Origin of the sequence: Streptomyces sp. NPDC059201 (assembly GCF_042754585.1) — a bacterium.
GTDB lineage: Bacteria > Actinomycetota > Actinomycetes > Streptomycetales > Streptomycetaceae > Streptomyces.
This window is the reverse complement of sequence record NZ_JBHZBB010000009.1, coordinates 271,332-286,262: the sequence shown is the minus strand read 5'-3', so window position 1 is coordinate 286,262 and position 14,931 is coordinate 271,332. Positions and strand designations below refer to the sequence as shown.

Annotated in this window: 13 protein-coding genes and 1 riboswitch; of the genes, 2 read left to right on the top strand and 11 right to left on the bottom strand. The window is 74.5% G+C overall.

Going from position 1 to position 14,931, the window contains the following annotated elements; genetic code table 11:
* Positions 1 to 22: 22 nt before the first annotated feature.
* The 3 genes from ACFXMG_RS27675 to ACFXMG_RS27665 all read right to left on the bottom strand — a co-directional run bounded on the left by ACFXMG_RS27675 (position 23) and on the right by ACFXMG_RS27665 (position 3,927).
* Positions 23 to 778, bottom strand: a complete 756-nt coding sequence (locus tag ACFXMG_RS27675) for a transglycosylase family protein (protein WP_383817541.1) — start codon at positions 776 to 778, stop codon at positions 23 to 25.
* Between the two features lie 3 nt (positions 779 to 781).
* Positions 782 to 958, bottom strand: a riboswitch (cyclic di-AMP (ydaO/yuaA leader).
* A 264-nt stretch (positions 959 to 1,222) separates the two neighbouring features.
* On the bottom strand, positions 1,223 to 2,422 hold the full coding sequence (locus tag ACFXMG_RS27670) for a transglycosylase family protein (protein ID WP_383817544.1): 1,200 nt from the start codon (positions 2,420 to 2,422) through the stop codon (positions 1,223 to 1,225).
* Between the two features lie 143 nt (positions 2,423 to 2,565).
* Entirely contained in the window at positions 2,566 to 3,927 is a 1,362-nt protein-coding gene (locus tag ACFXMG_RS27665) for a cytochrome P450 (protein WP_383817547.1), read from the bottom strand.
* A gap of 122 nt (positions 3,928 to 4,049) precedes the next feature.
* On the opposite strand from ACFXMG_RS27665, the gene ACFXMG_RS27660 reads away from it, so the two are divergent.
* Entirely contained in the window at positions 4,050 to 5,261 is a 1,212-nt protein-coding gene (locus ACFXMG_RS27660; protein WP_383817550.1) for a globin domain-containing protein, read from the top strand.
* Here ACFXMG_RS27660 and ACFXMG_RS27655 read toward each other — a convergent pair.
* The 4 genes from ACFXMG_RS27655 to ACFXMG_RS27640 all read right to left on the bottom strand — a co-directional run bounded on the left by ACFXMG_RS27655 (position 5,258) and on the right by ACFXMG_RS27640 (position 8,263).
* On the bottom strand, positions 5,258 to 5,470 hold the full coding sequence (locus tag ACFXMG_RS27655; protein ID WP_383817552.1) for a hypothetical protein: 213 nt from the start codon (positions 5,468 to 5,470) through the stop codon (positions 5,258 to 5,260). The two genes, ACFXMG_RS27660 and ACFXMG_RS27655, sit on opposite strands and share 4 nt — an antisense overlap.
* Positions 5,467 to 6,426, bottom strand: a complete 960-nt coding sequence (locus tag ACFXMG_RS27650; RefSeq protein WP_383817556.1) for a nucleoside triphosphate pyrophosphohydrolase — start codon at positions 6,424 to 6,426, stop codon at positions 5,467 to 5,469. Before ACFXMG_RS27650 ends, ACFXMG_RS27655 begins: the two co-directional genes overlap by 4 nt.
* 26 nt (positions 6,427 to 6,452) lie before the next feature.
* Positions 6,453 to 7,145 carry a SurA N-terminal domain-containing protein gene (locus ACFXMG_RS27645; RefSeq protein ID WP_383817559.1) on the bottom strand — a complete coding sequence of 231 codons (693 nt, stop codon included), beginning with the start codon at positions 7,143 to 7,145 and terminating at the stop codon, positions 6,453 to 6,455.
* A gap of 122 nt (positions 7,146 to 7,267) precedes the next feature.
* Positions 7,268 to 8,263, bottom strand: a complete 996-nt coding sequence (locus tag ACFXMG_RS27640; RefSeq protein ID WP_383817561.1) for a glycosyltransferase family 2 protein — start codon at positions 8,261 to 8,263, stop codon at positions 7,268 to 7,270.
* A 126-nt stretch (positions 8,264 to 8,389) separates the two neighbouring features.
* On the opposite strand from ACFXMG_RS27640, the gene ACFXMG_RS27635 reads away from it, so the two are divergent.
* Positions 8,390 to 10,831, top strand: a complete 2,442-nt coding sequence (locus ACFXMG_RS27635) for a YfhO family protein (protein ID WP_383817564.1) — start codon at positions 8,390 to 8,392, stop codon at positions 10,829 to 10,831.
* A 62-nt stretch (positions 10,832 to 10,893) separates the two neighbouring features.
* Here the strand turns inward: ACFXMG_RS27635 and ACFXMG_RS27630 are convergent, their stop codons facing one another.
* The 4 genes from ACFXMG_RS27630 to ACFXMG_RS27615 form a co-directional block, all read right to left on the bottom strand.
* Positions 10,894 to 12,036, bottom strand: coding sequence for a hypothetical protein (locus ACFXMG_RS27630; protein ID WP_383817566.1), 1,143 nt, complete (start codon positions 12,034 to 12,036; stop codon positions 10,894 to 10,896).
* A gap of 188 nt (positions 12,037 to 12,224) precedes the next feature.
* On the bottom strand, positions 12,225 to 12,617 hold the full coding sequence (locus ACFXMG_RS27625) for a VOC family protein (protein ID WP_383817569.1): 393 nt from the start codon (positions 12,615 to 12,617) through the stop codon (positions 12,225 to 12,227).
* 57 nt (positions 12,618 to 12,674) lie between these two features.
* Positions 12,675 to 14,252, bottom strand: a complete 1,578-nt coding sequence (locus ACFXMG_RS27620; protein ID WP_383817571.1) for a protein kinase — start codon at positions 14,250 to 14,252, stop codon at positions 12,675 to 12,677.
* Positions 14,249 to 14,929: a hypothetical protein gene (locus tag ACFXMG_RS27615; protein WP_383817573.1), complete on the bottom strand. Its 681-nt coding sequence runs from the start codon at positions 14,927 to 14,929 to the stop codon at positions 14,249 to 14,251. The genes ACFXMG_RS27620 and ACFXMG_RS27615 overlap by 4 nt, the downstream gene beginning before the upstream one ends.
* Between the last annotated feature and the right edge of the window lie 2 nt (positions 14,930 to 14,931).

The following is a 14,931-nucleotide window of genomic DNA, read 5'->3' as shown; positions in this document are numbered from 1 at the left end:
GGACTCACGGGTGCCGCGGGGCTCACTTCAGGTGGAGCTGCTGGCCCGGGTAGATCAGGTCGGCGTTGTCGACGACGTCCTTGTTGAGGTCGAAGAGCTCGGCCCAGCCGCCGTCGACGCCCTGCGCCTGGGCGATCTTGCTGAGGGTGTCGCCGGCCACGACCTTGTACTCGCCGTCACCCTTCTTGACCGTCTTGCCGGTCGGGGTGGTGACGGTCTTCTTGGCGGCGGCCTGCGGGGCGGCCTGCTGCTGCGTGGCCTTCTTCGGGGCCTGGCGCTGCTCGCTGCGGTTGGCGGGCTGCTCGGTGGAGCGCTCGGGGGCGCTCTGCTTCGGGGCGCTCTGCTGGGTGTTCTGCTCGGGGGCGCTCTGCTGCGGAGCGGACTCGGCGGAACCGCCGTCGTACGAGGCGCCGGAGAGGCCCACGCCACAGCTCGGCCACGCGCCCTTGCCCTGGCCCGCGAGGACCTTCTCGGCGATGGCGATCTGCTGGGACTTGCTGGCCTGGTTGGCGGTGGAGGCGTAGGCGGTGCCGCCGTACGCGGCCCAGGTGGAGGCCGAGAACTGGAGGCCGCCGTAGTAGCCGTTGCCGGTGTTGATCGACCAGTTGCCGCCGGACTCGCACTGGGCGACGCGGTCCCACTCGGAGGCGGTGGCGGCCGAGGCGGTGCCGGCGGCCATCAGCGGGGCGGCGACGGCCGCACCGGTGACGCCGACGAGGGCGACGACGCGAGTGGCCTTGGAGGGACGACGACGCTTGCCCGTGCCGGAGAACAGCATGAGATTCCTCTTCACCGACGCCTGTGAGGTGAGCTGTCGGGTTCGGGCTTGAAGAGTGCGCCCGGCCGCGTGTCCTTGCACGCGGCTTCACCCCTAGCCGGTCGATCGGCCGTCTGTCTCGACGGCCGGGACCGGCGCAAACCTTGGGTCCCCCACTCCTGCCTACGGCGCTTTCGCGACGACAATTCCCGGCGACCGACGGCAGGACTCGGCGTTTCGGTCGACGGGGCCCGCGGTGGCGAGCGGTGTCGACCGTAGACACACAGGTGCTCGAAGTTCAAAGAGGCTTACGACGGACAAAACGCCCTTACTTGCACTCCGTCAGCCCTCGTTTGCGCAGGTGAGAGCTGACGGGAGCAAAGTTTGCGGACGTGACACGCCAGTTGGGACGAAGAGACCCATGTCTCACTTTCCCAAAATCGGACATAAGCCCCTGAAACGGCCTCACTTCTCCGACGGAGGGACCGTCAGCTCAAGGCTCTGACCAGGGAGGATGAGATCCGGATCGACCCCGACCGTATGGCGGTTGGCGTCGTAGAGGGCGTCCCAGCCGCCCGCAAGATCGTTCTCCTGCGCAATCTCCGACAGGCTGTCACCCGGCCGCACGGTGTAGGCGTCGCTTACGTCCGCCTTGACGGGGGTTGAGGTGACCTTGTCCGCTGCTACGGCATGACGCCCGGATTCCAGCGATGCGTCCGTTACGCCGGATTCCTCCGGGGCGGCGTCGCCCCGGTGCTTGCCCGTTCCGGGTGTGGCCGACGACACGTCAGACCCGTCCGTACCGGGGGTCACGGGGGTGGTGGGAGTGGTGGGAGCAGTGGGCGCCAGGGGCGTCTCCGAGGCGTCCGGGGACGTCACGGGGGTGCCCGGGGTGCCGGGCGTGCCCGTGGAGGCGTCCGGGGTGCCCGGGGTGCCCGGCGTGGTGCCGGTGGGCGTGTCCGGGGTGGCGTCCGGGGCGGTGCTCGCCGGCGGGGTGACCGTGCCCGCGGGGGGCGGGGTCGTGGGCGTGGCGGAGCCGGCGGGCGCGGTGGGCGTCGCCGGGGCGGTGGCGGTCCCCTTCTTCTCCGCGGCCTTCTCGGCGGCCTTCTCGGCCTTCTCCCCCACCGCGGGAGCCTTCGACGGCGCGGAGGCGGCGGGCGTGGAAGCCGCGGGCGTGGAGGCGGACCCGGAGGCCGACGCGGAGGTGCCGCCGGTCCAGTTCGACTCGGGCGCCACTCCGCCCTCGTCCTCCTCCTGGACGGCGGGGCCCGGCTGGACGCCGGTGGGCTTCCCGTCGTTCTTCAGGCCCGCGATGGGCGCGCAGGTGGCCCAGTCGGCGCTGCCGGAGGCGAGCGCCTTCTCGGCGACGGCGATCTGCTGGGCGCGGCTGGCGAGGTCGGGGCTGGGGGCGTACGCGCGTCCGCCGTACCGCTCCCACGCCTCCTGCGTCATCTGGAGGCCGCCGTACGCGCCGTTGCCGAAGTTGGCGCTCCACTGGCCGCCGGACTCGCAGGCGGCGACCCGGTCCCAGGTGGCCGCGTCGGCGGCGGAGGCGGAGCCGGTGGCGAGCAGCGGCAGCGCCAGGGCGGATCCGGTCACTCCGGCGGTGACGACGAGCGCGGGAGCCTGGCGGGGTCGACGGTGTCGTCCGTTTCCGGAAAGCATGTCGGGGCCTTTCGCGTGACGGCGGGGGAGTGCGGGAACGGCTGGGGTGGCGCCGAACGTAGGCGCGAACGTAGCCGCATTCGAACGTCCGTCACAAGTCGATGGCTCCGCGATCACGTGAAGATCACATTTCTGACACGCCGTCACGTGCCCTGCGGGGGTGCGGAAGGGGTGAACTCCACCGGAAGCGTCCGCAATCCCCTCATGATGAGCCCGCCGCGCCACCGCAGTTCGTCCGGATCGACGCCAAGTCGCAGGTCCGGCAGGCGGGTCAGGAGGGTGGCGAGCGCGGTCTGTCCCTCCAGGCGGGCGAGCGGCGCGCCCAGGCAGTAGTGGATGCCGTGCCCGTACCCGAGGTGCTGGTTGTCCTTGCGGGCGAGGTCGAGGGTGTCCGGGGCGCCGAAGCGGTCCGGGTCGCGGTCGGCGGCGGCGAGGACGACGAGGACCGGGTCGCCGGCCGGGATCGGCTGCCCGCCGATGGTCAGGGCGGTGGTCGCGTACCGCCAGGTCGCCAGCTCGACCGGCCCGTCGTACCGCAGCAGTTCCTCGACGCCGGTCTCCAGGAGTCCGGTCTCGCCCGCGGCGAGCGAGGACTGGAGGAGGGCCCGCTGCTCCGGGTGACGAAGCAGGGCATAAGCCCCGTTACCGATCAAATTGATGGTCGTCTCGAAGCCGGCGAAAAGAAGCACGAAGCACATGGCGACGGCCTCGGCCTCGGTGAGGTGGTCGCCGTGGTCGGAGGCGCGGATGAGCCCCGAGATGAGGTCGTCGGCCCCGTCCTCCCGGAGGCCCTCCCGCTTCCGGTGGATCAGCTCCGCCAGGTATCCGCGGATCTTCTTCACCGACCGCGCCACCCCGCCGCGCGGGCCCCCGCCGTGCCTGATCATCATCCCGGCCCAGTCCCGGAAGTCGTCCTGGTCCTCGGCGGGCACCCCGAGCATGTCGCAGATGGCGTAGATGGGGAGCGGGAAGGCGAACTCGTGGATGAGGTCGGCGCTCCCCCGCTCGGCGAAGCCGTCGATGAGCCGGTCGGTCAGCTCCTGCACGCGGGGCGCGAAGGCCGCGACCCGGCGCGGGGTGAACGCCTTCGACACCAGCCGCCGCAGCCGCGTGTGGTCCGGCGGGTCGATGTTGAGGAGATGGGTCATCAGCCCGGCGCTGCGCTCGCCCGGAATGCCGGTCTTGCCCGGCTCGGCGTGGTGCACCGGGTTCTTCGAGAGCCGCTGGTCGGCGAGGGCCTGGCGTGCGTCCGCGTACCGCGTCACGAGCCACGCCTCGACGCCGCTGGGCAGCGTCGTCCGGTGCACGGGCGCGTGCTCCCGCAGCCACGCGTACGCCGGGTAGGGGTCGGTGGCGAACTCCCAGCTGAACAGCGCGGGCACCGGCCCGCCGCCGGGGCCGCCGTCCGGGCCCGCGCCCGAGACGGGGCAGCCGGCCCCGGCGGGGGTCGCGCCGGGTGTACCAGGCGCACCGGGTGTACCAGGCGTACCGGGTGTATCGGGCATCGGGGCGGGTCCTTCACTCACGCCCCGACCGTACCGTCCGGGGCCCCGCGCCCTTCCGGCCGACCTGACGTGATCACCGCCCGGTGATCACGCCGTGACGGCCCGTGCCCTACATTTCCCGCGTGGACCTCCCCTTGCTCAGAAGCACGTTCGCGGTCGTCGAGAGACGGGCCGAGCACGCCGTCACGTACTTCTACTCGCACCTCTTCTGGCGCAACCCCGGCGTGCGCGAGCTCTTCCCCGAGGACATGGTCCCGCAGCGCGACCGCCTGTTCGCGGCGCTCACCCACGTGGTGACCAGCCTCGACGACCCGGGGCTTCCCGGCTATCTGGGGCGGCTCGGCCGCGACCACCGCAAGTTCCTCGCCACCCCCGCCCTCTACGCGGCGGTCGGCGAGAGCCTGCTCGCCGCCTTCGCGCACGCCGCCGGTCCCGCGTGGACGATCGAGGCGGAGAAGGCGTGGTCGGAGGCGTACGGCCTCGTCGCCGACCTCATGCTCCGGGGCGCGGACGAGTCCGCGGGCGCCGGGGAGCCCCCCTGGTGGGACGCGGAGGTCGTCGGCCACGAGCGGTACGGCGAGGACCTGGCCGTCCTGACCCTCCGCCCCCGGAGGCCGTACCCCTATCTCCCCGGCCAGTACGCCGGCGTCAGCTCGCTCCGGGTCCCGCGGGTGTGGCGCACGTACTCGATCGGCAACGCCCCGCGCGAGGACGGCACGCTCGACCTGCACGTGAGCCGGATCAAGGGCGGGGCGATGAGTACGGCCCTGGTCGCCGGGGTCCGGCCGGGTGAGACGCTGCGGCTGAGCGCCGCCGGCGGGGCGACGACCTCCCGTACCGCCCCGGGCGGTCTCCGTACGTATATATGCGCGGGTACGGGCTGGGCGCCGGTCAAGGCCCTCCTGGAGGAGGCGGCCGCGTCCGACCCGGGGGCCGAGGGCCGGATCTTCGCGGTGGCCCGCTCCCGGGAGTACCTGTACGGGCGCGAGGAGCTCGACGGGCTCGCCGCCCGGCTCCCCGGCCTCAGCGTCACCTACATCACCGCGGCCCCCCACCACCCCCGCGACCAGGCGACCGAACGCCTCCTCACCGCGCTGCGGTCCTGCGGCCGCTGGCCGGACCACGACGTCTACCTGGCCGGTCCGCCCGGCTTCGTCTCCGAGGTCTCCGAGGTCCTGGACGAGCTGGGCGCCGACCCGGCCCGCACCCGCCACGACACCCTCCCCCCGGTGAGCCGCTTCACCACCCGCCCGGCCACCCGCGCCGAATGGCTCCTGGGCCCCCCGGCCGTCCGCTGGCACGACCCGGCGGCCCGCGCCCCCCGCGAGGACTAGAGCGCCTGCCGCGCCCTGCGGTGCCGGACCGCCCTGCGCAGCAGTTCCGCGCACGTCGAGAGCGTCATCAGCCAGGCGATCGGCCGCAGCCAGTCCCAGGTGCCGTCGTACAGCGACAGGCCCAGCGACATGCCGAGGAGGAGGACCACCTCGACGGTCGTGTCCTTGGACGGCGGTCTGCGCAGCCAGTGCGCGAAACGGTCCTTCACAGCCCCTCCGCCGCCCGGATCGCGTCCCGGTACGCCCGGGCCGCCGCCCGCAGCGCCGCCTCGGGGTCGGTGCCCTCGGCCTCCGCGCGGGCCGCGAGGGCCAGCAGCTCGTAGCCGATGCCCTCGCCCCGGGGCACGGGCGCGTCGAGCCCGGCCGTGCGGACCCGGCTCGCGAGCTTCGCGGCGAGCGCCAGACCGGGCTGGCCGACGGGCACCCCGTCCGTCACGGAGTCGCGCCGCTTCTCGGCCGCCTTGGTGCGCAGCCAGTGGGCGCGGACGTCCTCGGGGGTCTCGGCGGTCTCGTCGCCGAAGATGTGCGGGTGGCGCTGGATCAGCTTCTCGATGAGCCCGGCGGCCACGTCGTCGACGGAGAAGGGCTCCTCGGGGTCCTCCTCGGCGATCCGCGCGTGGAAGACGACCTGGAGGAGGACGTCCCCCAGCTCCTCGCGCAGCTCGTGCCGGTCGCCGGTCTCGATCGCCTCGACGAGTTCGTACGACTCCTCGATGGCGTACTTGGCGAGGCCCTGGTGGGTCTGGAGCGAGGACCAGGGGCACCGGCGCCGGATGACGTCCATGACCTGGACGAGGTCGAGGAGGCGGGCGCCGGGGAGGTCGTACGAGCCGGGCAGCAGCTCCAGGTCGGGCATGGCGAGACGGCCGGATCCGGCGAGCCGGGCGAGCCCGTCGGTGAGGGCGCGGTCGCCCTCGCCGGAGGGCAGGACGAGGACGGTACGGCCTCCGGCGCAGGCGGCGACCAGCTCCTCGGCGGTGGGGCGGGCGTGCTCGACCTCGACGCCCGCCTCCCGCAGGTAGGGCAGCTGGGGGTGGTGCTCGTCGGGGCAGAGCACCCGGTCGGCGTCGCGCAGCGCCCGCCAGGCGGGCCAGGACAGCAGTCCGGGCGCCACCCGGTGGCTGGCGGTGAGCAGGACGACGCGGCCGGGGTTCTCGGGATTCACCCCCCGAACCTACCCCGGGCGGGGGATCAGCCCGGAAGCTGCTCGGGCCCGGCGGCGCTCTGCTCCCGGGTGACCTCCAGGAGCCAGGGCGCGGTGTCGGCGCCGGTGTCGAGCTGGACCCGGGCGTCGTCCCAGGCGCCGTAGCGCGGGTTCACGTCGATGTCGAGGGACTTCGACGCGGCGGCGAACAGCTCCTGGAGCTTCTGCTGGCCCTCGGGGGTCTCGGTGATCCCCTGCTTCTCGATGATCTTCGTCATGAGGACGTTGCGCCGGACGACGTCGTCGACCTGGCCGGGGGCGACGCCCTGCTGCTGGAGCAGGACGGCCTCCAGGCCCTCCTCGCCGCCGTTCTCGCGGACGAACGCCTGGCGGGTCTGCTGGAGTTCGGCGCGGCTGGCGCTGACGCCCTGGTCGGCGGCGACCTTGTCGAGGATCCGGTCGAAGATCATGCCGTTGAGCTTCTGCCGGCCGAGGTCGCCGGTGGCGGCGATCAGCTGGGCGGACTGCGGGGACGCGGACTGCGCGTCCCGGGCCGCCTTCACCTGGGCCTGGAGACTGGAGACGTCGATCCGCTCGCCGCCGACGACGGCCGCCGCCCCCGGATGGGCGTCGCCGCCGCACGCGGTGAGCAGCGGGGCCGCGGCGAGGAGCGCGGCGGAGAGGGCAAGCGCGGTGCGGCGGCGTGCGGGGCTGTCGTGGCGGCGGTCGCGGCGGTGCAAAGGAGCCTCCCGGGCTGGTCGTGCGTCAGTTGGACGACCTTGCGGTGATCGATGTTAGGGAGTCGCCGGGACCGTAGCCACTACTTCGCGGAGACAACTTGCCCGTCACCGCGTCACGGGGGTCACTTCCGGACGACCGTCTCCCACAACGAGGCACCCGCCGCGCGGGTGTCGGCCCGCCCGGAGTCCTTCTCGCGGCCCGTGTGCGTCTCGGCGACCAGGTAGTGGGGCCTGCGCTTCACCTCGTAGTAGATGCGGCCGACGTACTCGCCGATCAGGCCGACCATGACCATCTGGACGCCGGCGAGGGCGGTGACGGCGACGAGGAGGGTGACGTAGCCGGGCGTGTCGACGCCGTGGGCGAGGGCGTCGGCGACGATCCAGCCGGCGTAGGCGAGGGCGAGGGAGACGAGCAGCAGCCCCAGGTAGACGGCGGCGCGCAGCGGCTTGTTGTTGAAGGAGAGGAGGCCGTCGAGGCCGTAGTTGAGGAGCTTGCCGAAGGTCCACTTGGACCGGCCCTCCTCGCGCACCGCGTTCTCGTAGGCGAAGGTCGTGGTCCGGAAACCGACCCAGGAGAACAGCCCCTTGGAGAAGCGGTTGTACTCGCCGAGCCCGAGGATCGCGTCGACGGTGCGCCGGGACAGCAGCCGGAAGTCGCCGACGCCGTCGACGAGTTCGACGTCGACGAGCCGGTTGATCGCCCGGTAGTAGAGGCGGGCGGTGAGGGTGCGGGTGACCCGGTCGCCCTCGCGGGTCCGGCGGGCCACGACCTGGTCGTACCCCTCGGCGTGCAGCGCGACCATCCGGTGCACCAGCTCGGGCGGGTGCTGGAGGTCCGCGTCCATGATCACGACGGCGTCGCCGGCGGCGTGCCGGAGCCCCGCGAGCATGGCGGCCTCCTTGCCGAAGTTGCGGCTGAAGGAGACGAAGCGGACCCGCGCGGGGTCGGCGGAGGCGAGGTCCCGCAGGATCGGGAGGGTCCGGTCGCGGCTTCCGTCGTCCACGTAGACGATCTCGAACTCGCCCTCCAGGGCGTCGAGTTCCTTCGTCACATGGGTGTGGAAGCGGGCGAGGACGTCCTCCTCGTTGAAGCAGGGGACGACGAGAGAGAGCAGCACAACGGACACCCAAAGGCAGTCCGGTGACCCTCCCGCCCCGGCGGGGTGACGACGGGGCGACCATTGCGTGAACTGCCCCGCGGCGGCCGCCTTCCGCCCCTCCGGCGCTGCGATATTCGACCCGCCATGCGAACTGCCCTGCGAACCGCCCTGCGAACCGCCCCGCGAAGCGTGCCGCTTCCCCCGTCCGCGGCGGACCCGGACCCGGGCCCGGAGGCCCCGCGCCGCGCCACGGCCGCCGCCTGCGTCCTGGCCGGACTCCTCGCCGCCGTCGCCGTCTGCGCCGGGGACGCGGCGGCCCGGGTCTTCCCCTTCGGGCCCCGCCACCGGTCCGTGAACGACCTGGCGAACCAGTTCGTCCCCTTCCACGCGCACCTGTGGGACCTGCTGCACGGCCGCGCCGACGGCGGTCTCCCGCTGGACTGGCGGGCGGGCTGGGGCACGAGCTTCCTCCCCGACTACGGCACCTACCTGTCGAGCCCCCTCGCCCCGCTGGTGGCGCTGGCCCCGCGCGCGGACATCGAGTACGCGCTCTACGCCCTGACCGTCCTCAAGACCGCCCTGGCGGCGGCCGCGACGGCGTTCCTCCTGCGCCGCCTGTCGACCGCCCCCGCCTGGTGGTGGTCCGCCCTGCTGGGCGCCGGGTACGCGCTGTGCGGCTGGTCGCTCGTGGAGGGCACGTACAACCCGATGTGGCTGGACGGCCTGATCGCCTTCCCGCTGCTGTGCCTGGTGGCGGAGTGGTCCCGCGAGGGCGTCCGCCCGCTGCTGTCGGTCCTGACGGTGACGGTCTGCTGGACGGCGAACTTCTACACCGCCTACATGGCGACGCTCGGGGCGGGCCTCTTCCTCCTCGCGCGCCTGGCGACGACGGGCTCCTTCCGCCCCCGGGTCCTGCTCCGGGCAGTCGTGGCGGTGGCCCTCGGGGTGGGGCTCTCCGCGCCGGTCCTCGCGCCCGTGTTCCTGTCGACGCGGCAGGCGTACCCGGGGCTCGTCCGGGACTTCGAGGCGGCGGGCGCGGCGGACGCGCTGGCGCGGCTGCTGCCGGGGACGTACGGCTTCCTCACGCCGGCCGTCTTCGTCGGCACGCCGGTACTGCTGCTCGCGGCGACGCTCGCCTTCCGGCGGGAGGTGCCGGGGCGGGAGCGGTGGGTGTGGACCGGTCTCGTCCTGGCCGTGGCCGCCTCCTTCCAGTGGGGGCCGACGCACCTGGTGTGGCACCTCTTCGCCACGCCCAACGGCAGCCCGTACCGCCAGACCTTCGTCCTCGCCGGGCTGCTGGTGATCGCCGCGTACGCCGGTCTCGCCCACGGACCGCCCGGCCGGCGGCCCCTCGCGGCCGGCTGCGCGGTGGTCCTCGCCCTCACGGCCGCCGCCCTCCCGAGCGGCCTCGCCACCCGCCCGGCGCTCCTCCTCAGCGTCGCGGGCCTCGCGGTGGTGGCGGGCGCGCTCGCCCTCCCCCGCCGCCGCCGGTACGCCGTCCTCGCCGCGCTGCTCGTCACCGGCACGCTCCTCGGCCAGGCCGCCGCGACGACGGCGTACGCGCACCGCGGGCGCCTCGCCCACCTCGACGACTACCCGCCCCACGGCCCCGAACAGGAACGGCGGGCGGCGGCCCTCGCGGCGGCCGACGGCTGGCCCGCGTACCGCACCGACCCGGGCCTCCCGCGCGTCGCGGGCAACGACCCGCTGCTCCTCGGCGGGCAGGGCGCCGCCTACTACAGCAGCCACACCCCCGCCGTCCTCACCGAACTGCTCACCGCCCTCGGCGGCGGCTGGACCTCCCGCGGCCGCAACCTCCAGAGCCTCGACAACCCGGTCGTCGACGCGCTGTTCGCGGTCGGGGCACGGTGGCGGGACGGCGAGGTCGTGCGGACGGACACGCGGCTCCCGCTCGTGACGCTACGGCCTCCGGGACCCGCCCCCGCCCTGGGCCCCGACCCCTTCCGCAACCAGGAACTCCTCCTGGGCGCCGGGGTGTACACCCGCCCGCCCCGGTCCGGGGCCTGCCCGGTCGGTACGGAGGTCTTCCTCTGGGCGCCCGAGCGCACGGGCGAGACGCGGCTGGGCGACGGTGCCGCTGTCCGTCTCCTCGGCGGAAGCCCCAAGCGGCGGGCCGCGATGGCCTCCCTGGGCGTCCAGTCCGCCGCGGGCGTCCGCCCCGAGGTGCCGCCGGGCAGGGGCCCGGCCGAGGTCGGCTGCCTGGACCGGGCCCGCCTCGGCGCGGCGGTGACGGCACTGCGCGCGCACGCGCCGACGGCCGTGACCCCCACGCCGTCGGGCCTCACGGCCCGCTTCCCGGCCCCCGTCACCGGCACGGCGGTGATCGCCGCCCCCGCGATCCCCGGCTGGACCTGCCAGGGCGGCCGGGAGGCGGAGTCGTACGCGGGTCTGCTCGCCGTACGGGTCACGGGGACGGCCACGGTGAGCTGCGCGTTCCGGCCTCCGGGGCTGGGCCCGGGCATGGGGGTGGCGGGTGCCTCGGCCCTGGTCCTGCTGTGGGTCGCCTGGATCCGGAACTCCCGTCGCTTCGCGTGGCACGCCCTGCCCCGGCCTCGCACGCGGTAGCGGCTACGCGGGCGCCTGGGGGAACCGTTTCGCCGCCGCGCAGCAACCCTGGGACGCCGCCGCTACCACCTCTCGCCCGAGCCCGGGACGCGGAAGTCCTGGACCGGCGGGACGTGCCAGCGGGAGGGGTCGGGGTGGCGGCCGTCGGCGAGGGTGGCCACGAAGGGGGCGACGACGACGGCCACGGCGGCCAGCGCGCCGAGCCAGGCGCTCGCCGCGCCGGAGACCACGTCCAGGAGCAGCGGCGTCAGGGCCGCCGGCGCGATCCCCAGGCACAGGAACATCCGCCCGTGCACGGGCGCGTGGAAGGAGGGGCGGGGGCGGAGCGGGCGGGCCGCCTGGCCGGGGACGGTGGGGACCCGGGTCGCCTCGTCGGTGAGGTAGCGGTCGGACCAGCTGATCGCCGAGTAGCCCCAGACCATCTCGCCCGTCTCGGAGACGAGGGCCACGGGGTACGCCGGAGAGCCGCCCCGGCGGGCGGCCGCGAGGACCGCCTGCCAGCGGTCCGGCCACACGACCCAGACGGGCCCGCCCTTGAACGTCGCCGCGAAGAGGGAGAACTGGCCGATGGGGCTCGGGCCCAGGACACCCGGACGCAGGGTCTGGGTGCCGTAGTAGTCGCCGCGCTCGTCACGGAGCTTCAGCAACTGCGTGACGTCCGGCCTGGGGTCGACGAGCCTGCGGTTCTCCTCGTCGATGACCCGCACCCACTCGCCGCGCTCCAGCACGAACCGGACGGCATGGACCCGGCCCGCCTTCGCGTCCTGCGCGAGCAGCCGGTGCCGCTCGGACAGCGGGCGGACCAGCAGCTTCACCACCAGGGGGACGACGGCCAGGCCCCAGAAGACCAGCGGCATGGCCCCGAGGGCCACGGCCACCTCGTCCACCTCGCCGAACGCGGCGAAACGGAACGCCGCGAAGGGGGCGACCGCCACGAGCAGCGAGCCGGCGACCATGTACCAGTCCACCCGGTTCCGGGGCAGCACGGACGGCAGGCCCCGCCACTCGGCCGGACCGGGCGCGGGCACGGGCGCGCCCCGGGTCGCGAAGGCCCACGCCCCGGCGCAGACCGCGCCGGCGACGAGCACGCCCAGCACGTCCCAGCGGGGCCCGTCGGCCCGGTCGTACACCAGGCAGAGGACGAGGGCGACGGCGGCGCAGCCGAACGCGGCGGCGCGCAGGGCTTCGGAGGCGGTACGGCTCACGGGGCGGATCTCCCGGTCGGGTCCGGACAGAGCGTCCGGCGGGGCGGGGCGTGTCCGGACAGGACGTCCGGACGGGCTGGGCGGGGCGAACGGGATCGTACGGCCGTTCGCCCAGTCCAGACCCGCTCCGTGACCGGAAGGTTGTACGCACCCCGCCGGAGCGACCCGCTACGAGCCGCTCGGGGCCGCTACGCGCGCGCGTACGGGACCGTCATGATCTCCATGTTGTGCCCGTCCGGGTCGTCGAAGTACGCGCCCCGGCCGCCGAAGAGGGTGTTGACCTCGTTCGCCTGGTGGTGGCTCGGATCCGCGTAGTACGTGACCCCGGCCGCCTCCAGGCGGCCGATCATCGCGTCGAAGTCCTCGTCGCGGACGAGGAAGGCGTAGTGCTGCTCCTGGATGGGCCCTTCGGGCGCCTGGTAGAAGTCGAGCGTCACGCCGTTGGCGAGGTCGAGGGGGAGGAAGGGGCCGAAGGGGGCGCTCACCTGGAGGCCGAGGATGCCGGCGAGGAACGCGGCGGAGGCGGAGCGGTCGGAGGAGTGGATGACGGTGTGGTTGAGCTGGACCTGAGGAAGTGTCACCCTTCCGACCGTACGCGACCCCTTCCGCCTCCGACCACCGCGAATCGGCCGGAATGATCAGGTGCGGCGCCCGAGTTGCCGCTGGTGCTCCAGCGCGCGGCGCAGCTCCGCCGCCAGCGGGTGGTAGGGCCCGTACAGCCGCTCCGCGTCGAGGAGGAGCCGGTGCAGCTCCGCCTGGCCCTCCGCGTGCTGGCCGGTCGCGAGGAGCAGCAGGCCGGTGCGGCGCCGGATGTCGAAGGCCCGGCCGGGGTCCTGCGTAGGGCCCTGCTCGAAGGCGGGGAGGACCGCGCGGAAGGCGGCGAGCGCCTCGGCGGTCTCGCCGAGCTGCTCCAGGCAGAGCGCGATGTCGTACCGGAACTGGACGTTGCCCGGGTCGTCGGCGGCGAGCCGGCGCAGCTCGGGCAGGGCGCGCCGGTACTGCCCGTCGTCCAGCAGGGTGGAGGCGTACTGCTTGCGCAGGATGCGGACGACCGGGGACGCCTCGCCGTGTTCGGCGGCGGCGGCCGGGAGGATCCCGCCGAGCATGTCGACGGCCTGGGTGAGGGCGCCCTCGCCCAGGAGCCGCTTGACCTCCTCCACGGCCCCCGCCACGTCCGCGCCCCGGGGCGCGTGCGCCGGGAGCGGGGGCTGGGGGTGGGGGTGGGACTGAGCCTGGGCCTGGGCGGGGACGGAGACGCGCGGGTCGGCGACGGCCGGGCGGGCGGGCGGGGCCTGGGGGGACCGGGGCGCGGCGGGCCAGGGGGCGTGCGGGCGCAGGAAGGGGCGCGTGGGGTCCATGGGGCCCGACGGGGTGCCGCGCGCGGGGAGCAGGGGCAGCAGCGCCTCGTACACCTCGTGCGCGCCGGAGGGGCGGGCGGCGGGGTCCTTGGCGAGGAGGCGCAGGACGAGCGCTTCGAGGGCGTCGGGGACCTCGGGGCGGACCTGGCGGAGCGGGAGGGGCGCCTCGTAGAGGTGGCGGTGGAGGACGCCGAGGGCGGTGGAGCCGGCGAACGGCACGTTCCCGGAGAGGAGTTCGTGGAGCAGGACGCCGAGCGCGTAGAGGTCGGTCTGGGGGCCGACGGCGCCGCCCATGGCCTGCTCGGGCGCCATGTAGGCGGGGCTGCCGATGGGTTCGCCGGTGTGGGTGAGGCGGGTGGTGTCGGAGTCGAGGACGGCGGCGATGCCGAGGTCGAGGACGGTGACGGTGCCGTCGGGGCGGATCATCACGTTCCGCGGCTTGAGGTCGCGGTGGACGATCGGCACCGCGTGGACGGCGGCGAGCACCGCGCACAGCTGCGCGGCGACGCAGACCGCCCACTCCCAGGGGTAGGGGTCGTGCTCGGCGAGGTGGTCGGAGAGGTCGGCGCCCTCGACGTACTGCATGACGAGGTACAGGTCGTCGCCGTCGCTGCCCGCGTCGTGGACGGTGACCAGTCCGGGGTGGTCGACGTGGGCGGTGACCCGGCACTCACGGACGAAGCGGCGGCGCAGCTCGTCGGCGGCGGTGCGCGGTCCGGTGAGGGCGGCCGGGCTGAGGAGCTTCACGCCGACCCGGCGGTCGAGCCGGGTGTCGTACGCGGTCCACACCTGGCCCATGCCGCCCTGCCCGATGACGGTGGCGAGCTCGTACCGCCCGCCGACGACCCGTCCGTTCACTTCTCGCCGTCCTTGCGGAGGAGGTCGCTGAGCTCGTCCAGCTCGGCGCGGACCTGGTCGATGCGGGGGGACGGCGGGGGCGTGGGGGTGTTCGCGGGGCCGGTGGGGGCGGGCGGGGTGCTCGCGTACGGGTGGGGGGCGTGGCCCTGGGGCGCGTACGGGCTCGGGACGGTGACGGCCGTCGCCGGGTTCGCGGGCGGATTCACGGGCGGGCTCACGGGCGGGTTCACGGCGGGGTTCACCGCGGGGTTCACGGACGGGTAGCCGTACGCGGGCGCGGGCGTGTGCGCGGGCGTGTGCGCGTGGGGCAGGGTGTACGGGCCCGCCGGCGGTGCCGCGAGCGCGCGGTGGTGCTTGATGTCCGTGGCCAGGTAGTACCAGGTCACGGCGGCGGCCATGGCGAGGACGAGGCCCGCGCCGACGTCGCTCGTCCAGGAGTTCGCGTACTTCTCCTGGAGGAGGAAGAAGCAGCCGACGGTGACGGCCAGCTGGGTCCAGAAGAGGGCCCAGTCGAGGACGGTCCTGCGCATGATCGCGAGGCGGAGCATCGCCACCCAGGCCAGGAGGCCGAGGGAGAGGACGACGGCCGCCGCCACGAGCACGCGGACGGCGACGGTCCCGGCGGACGGGCCGCCGCCGGGTCTCGGCGCGGACTCGGCAGGCATCTGTCCGTACATGC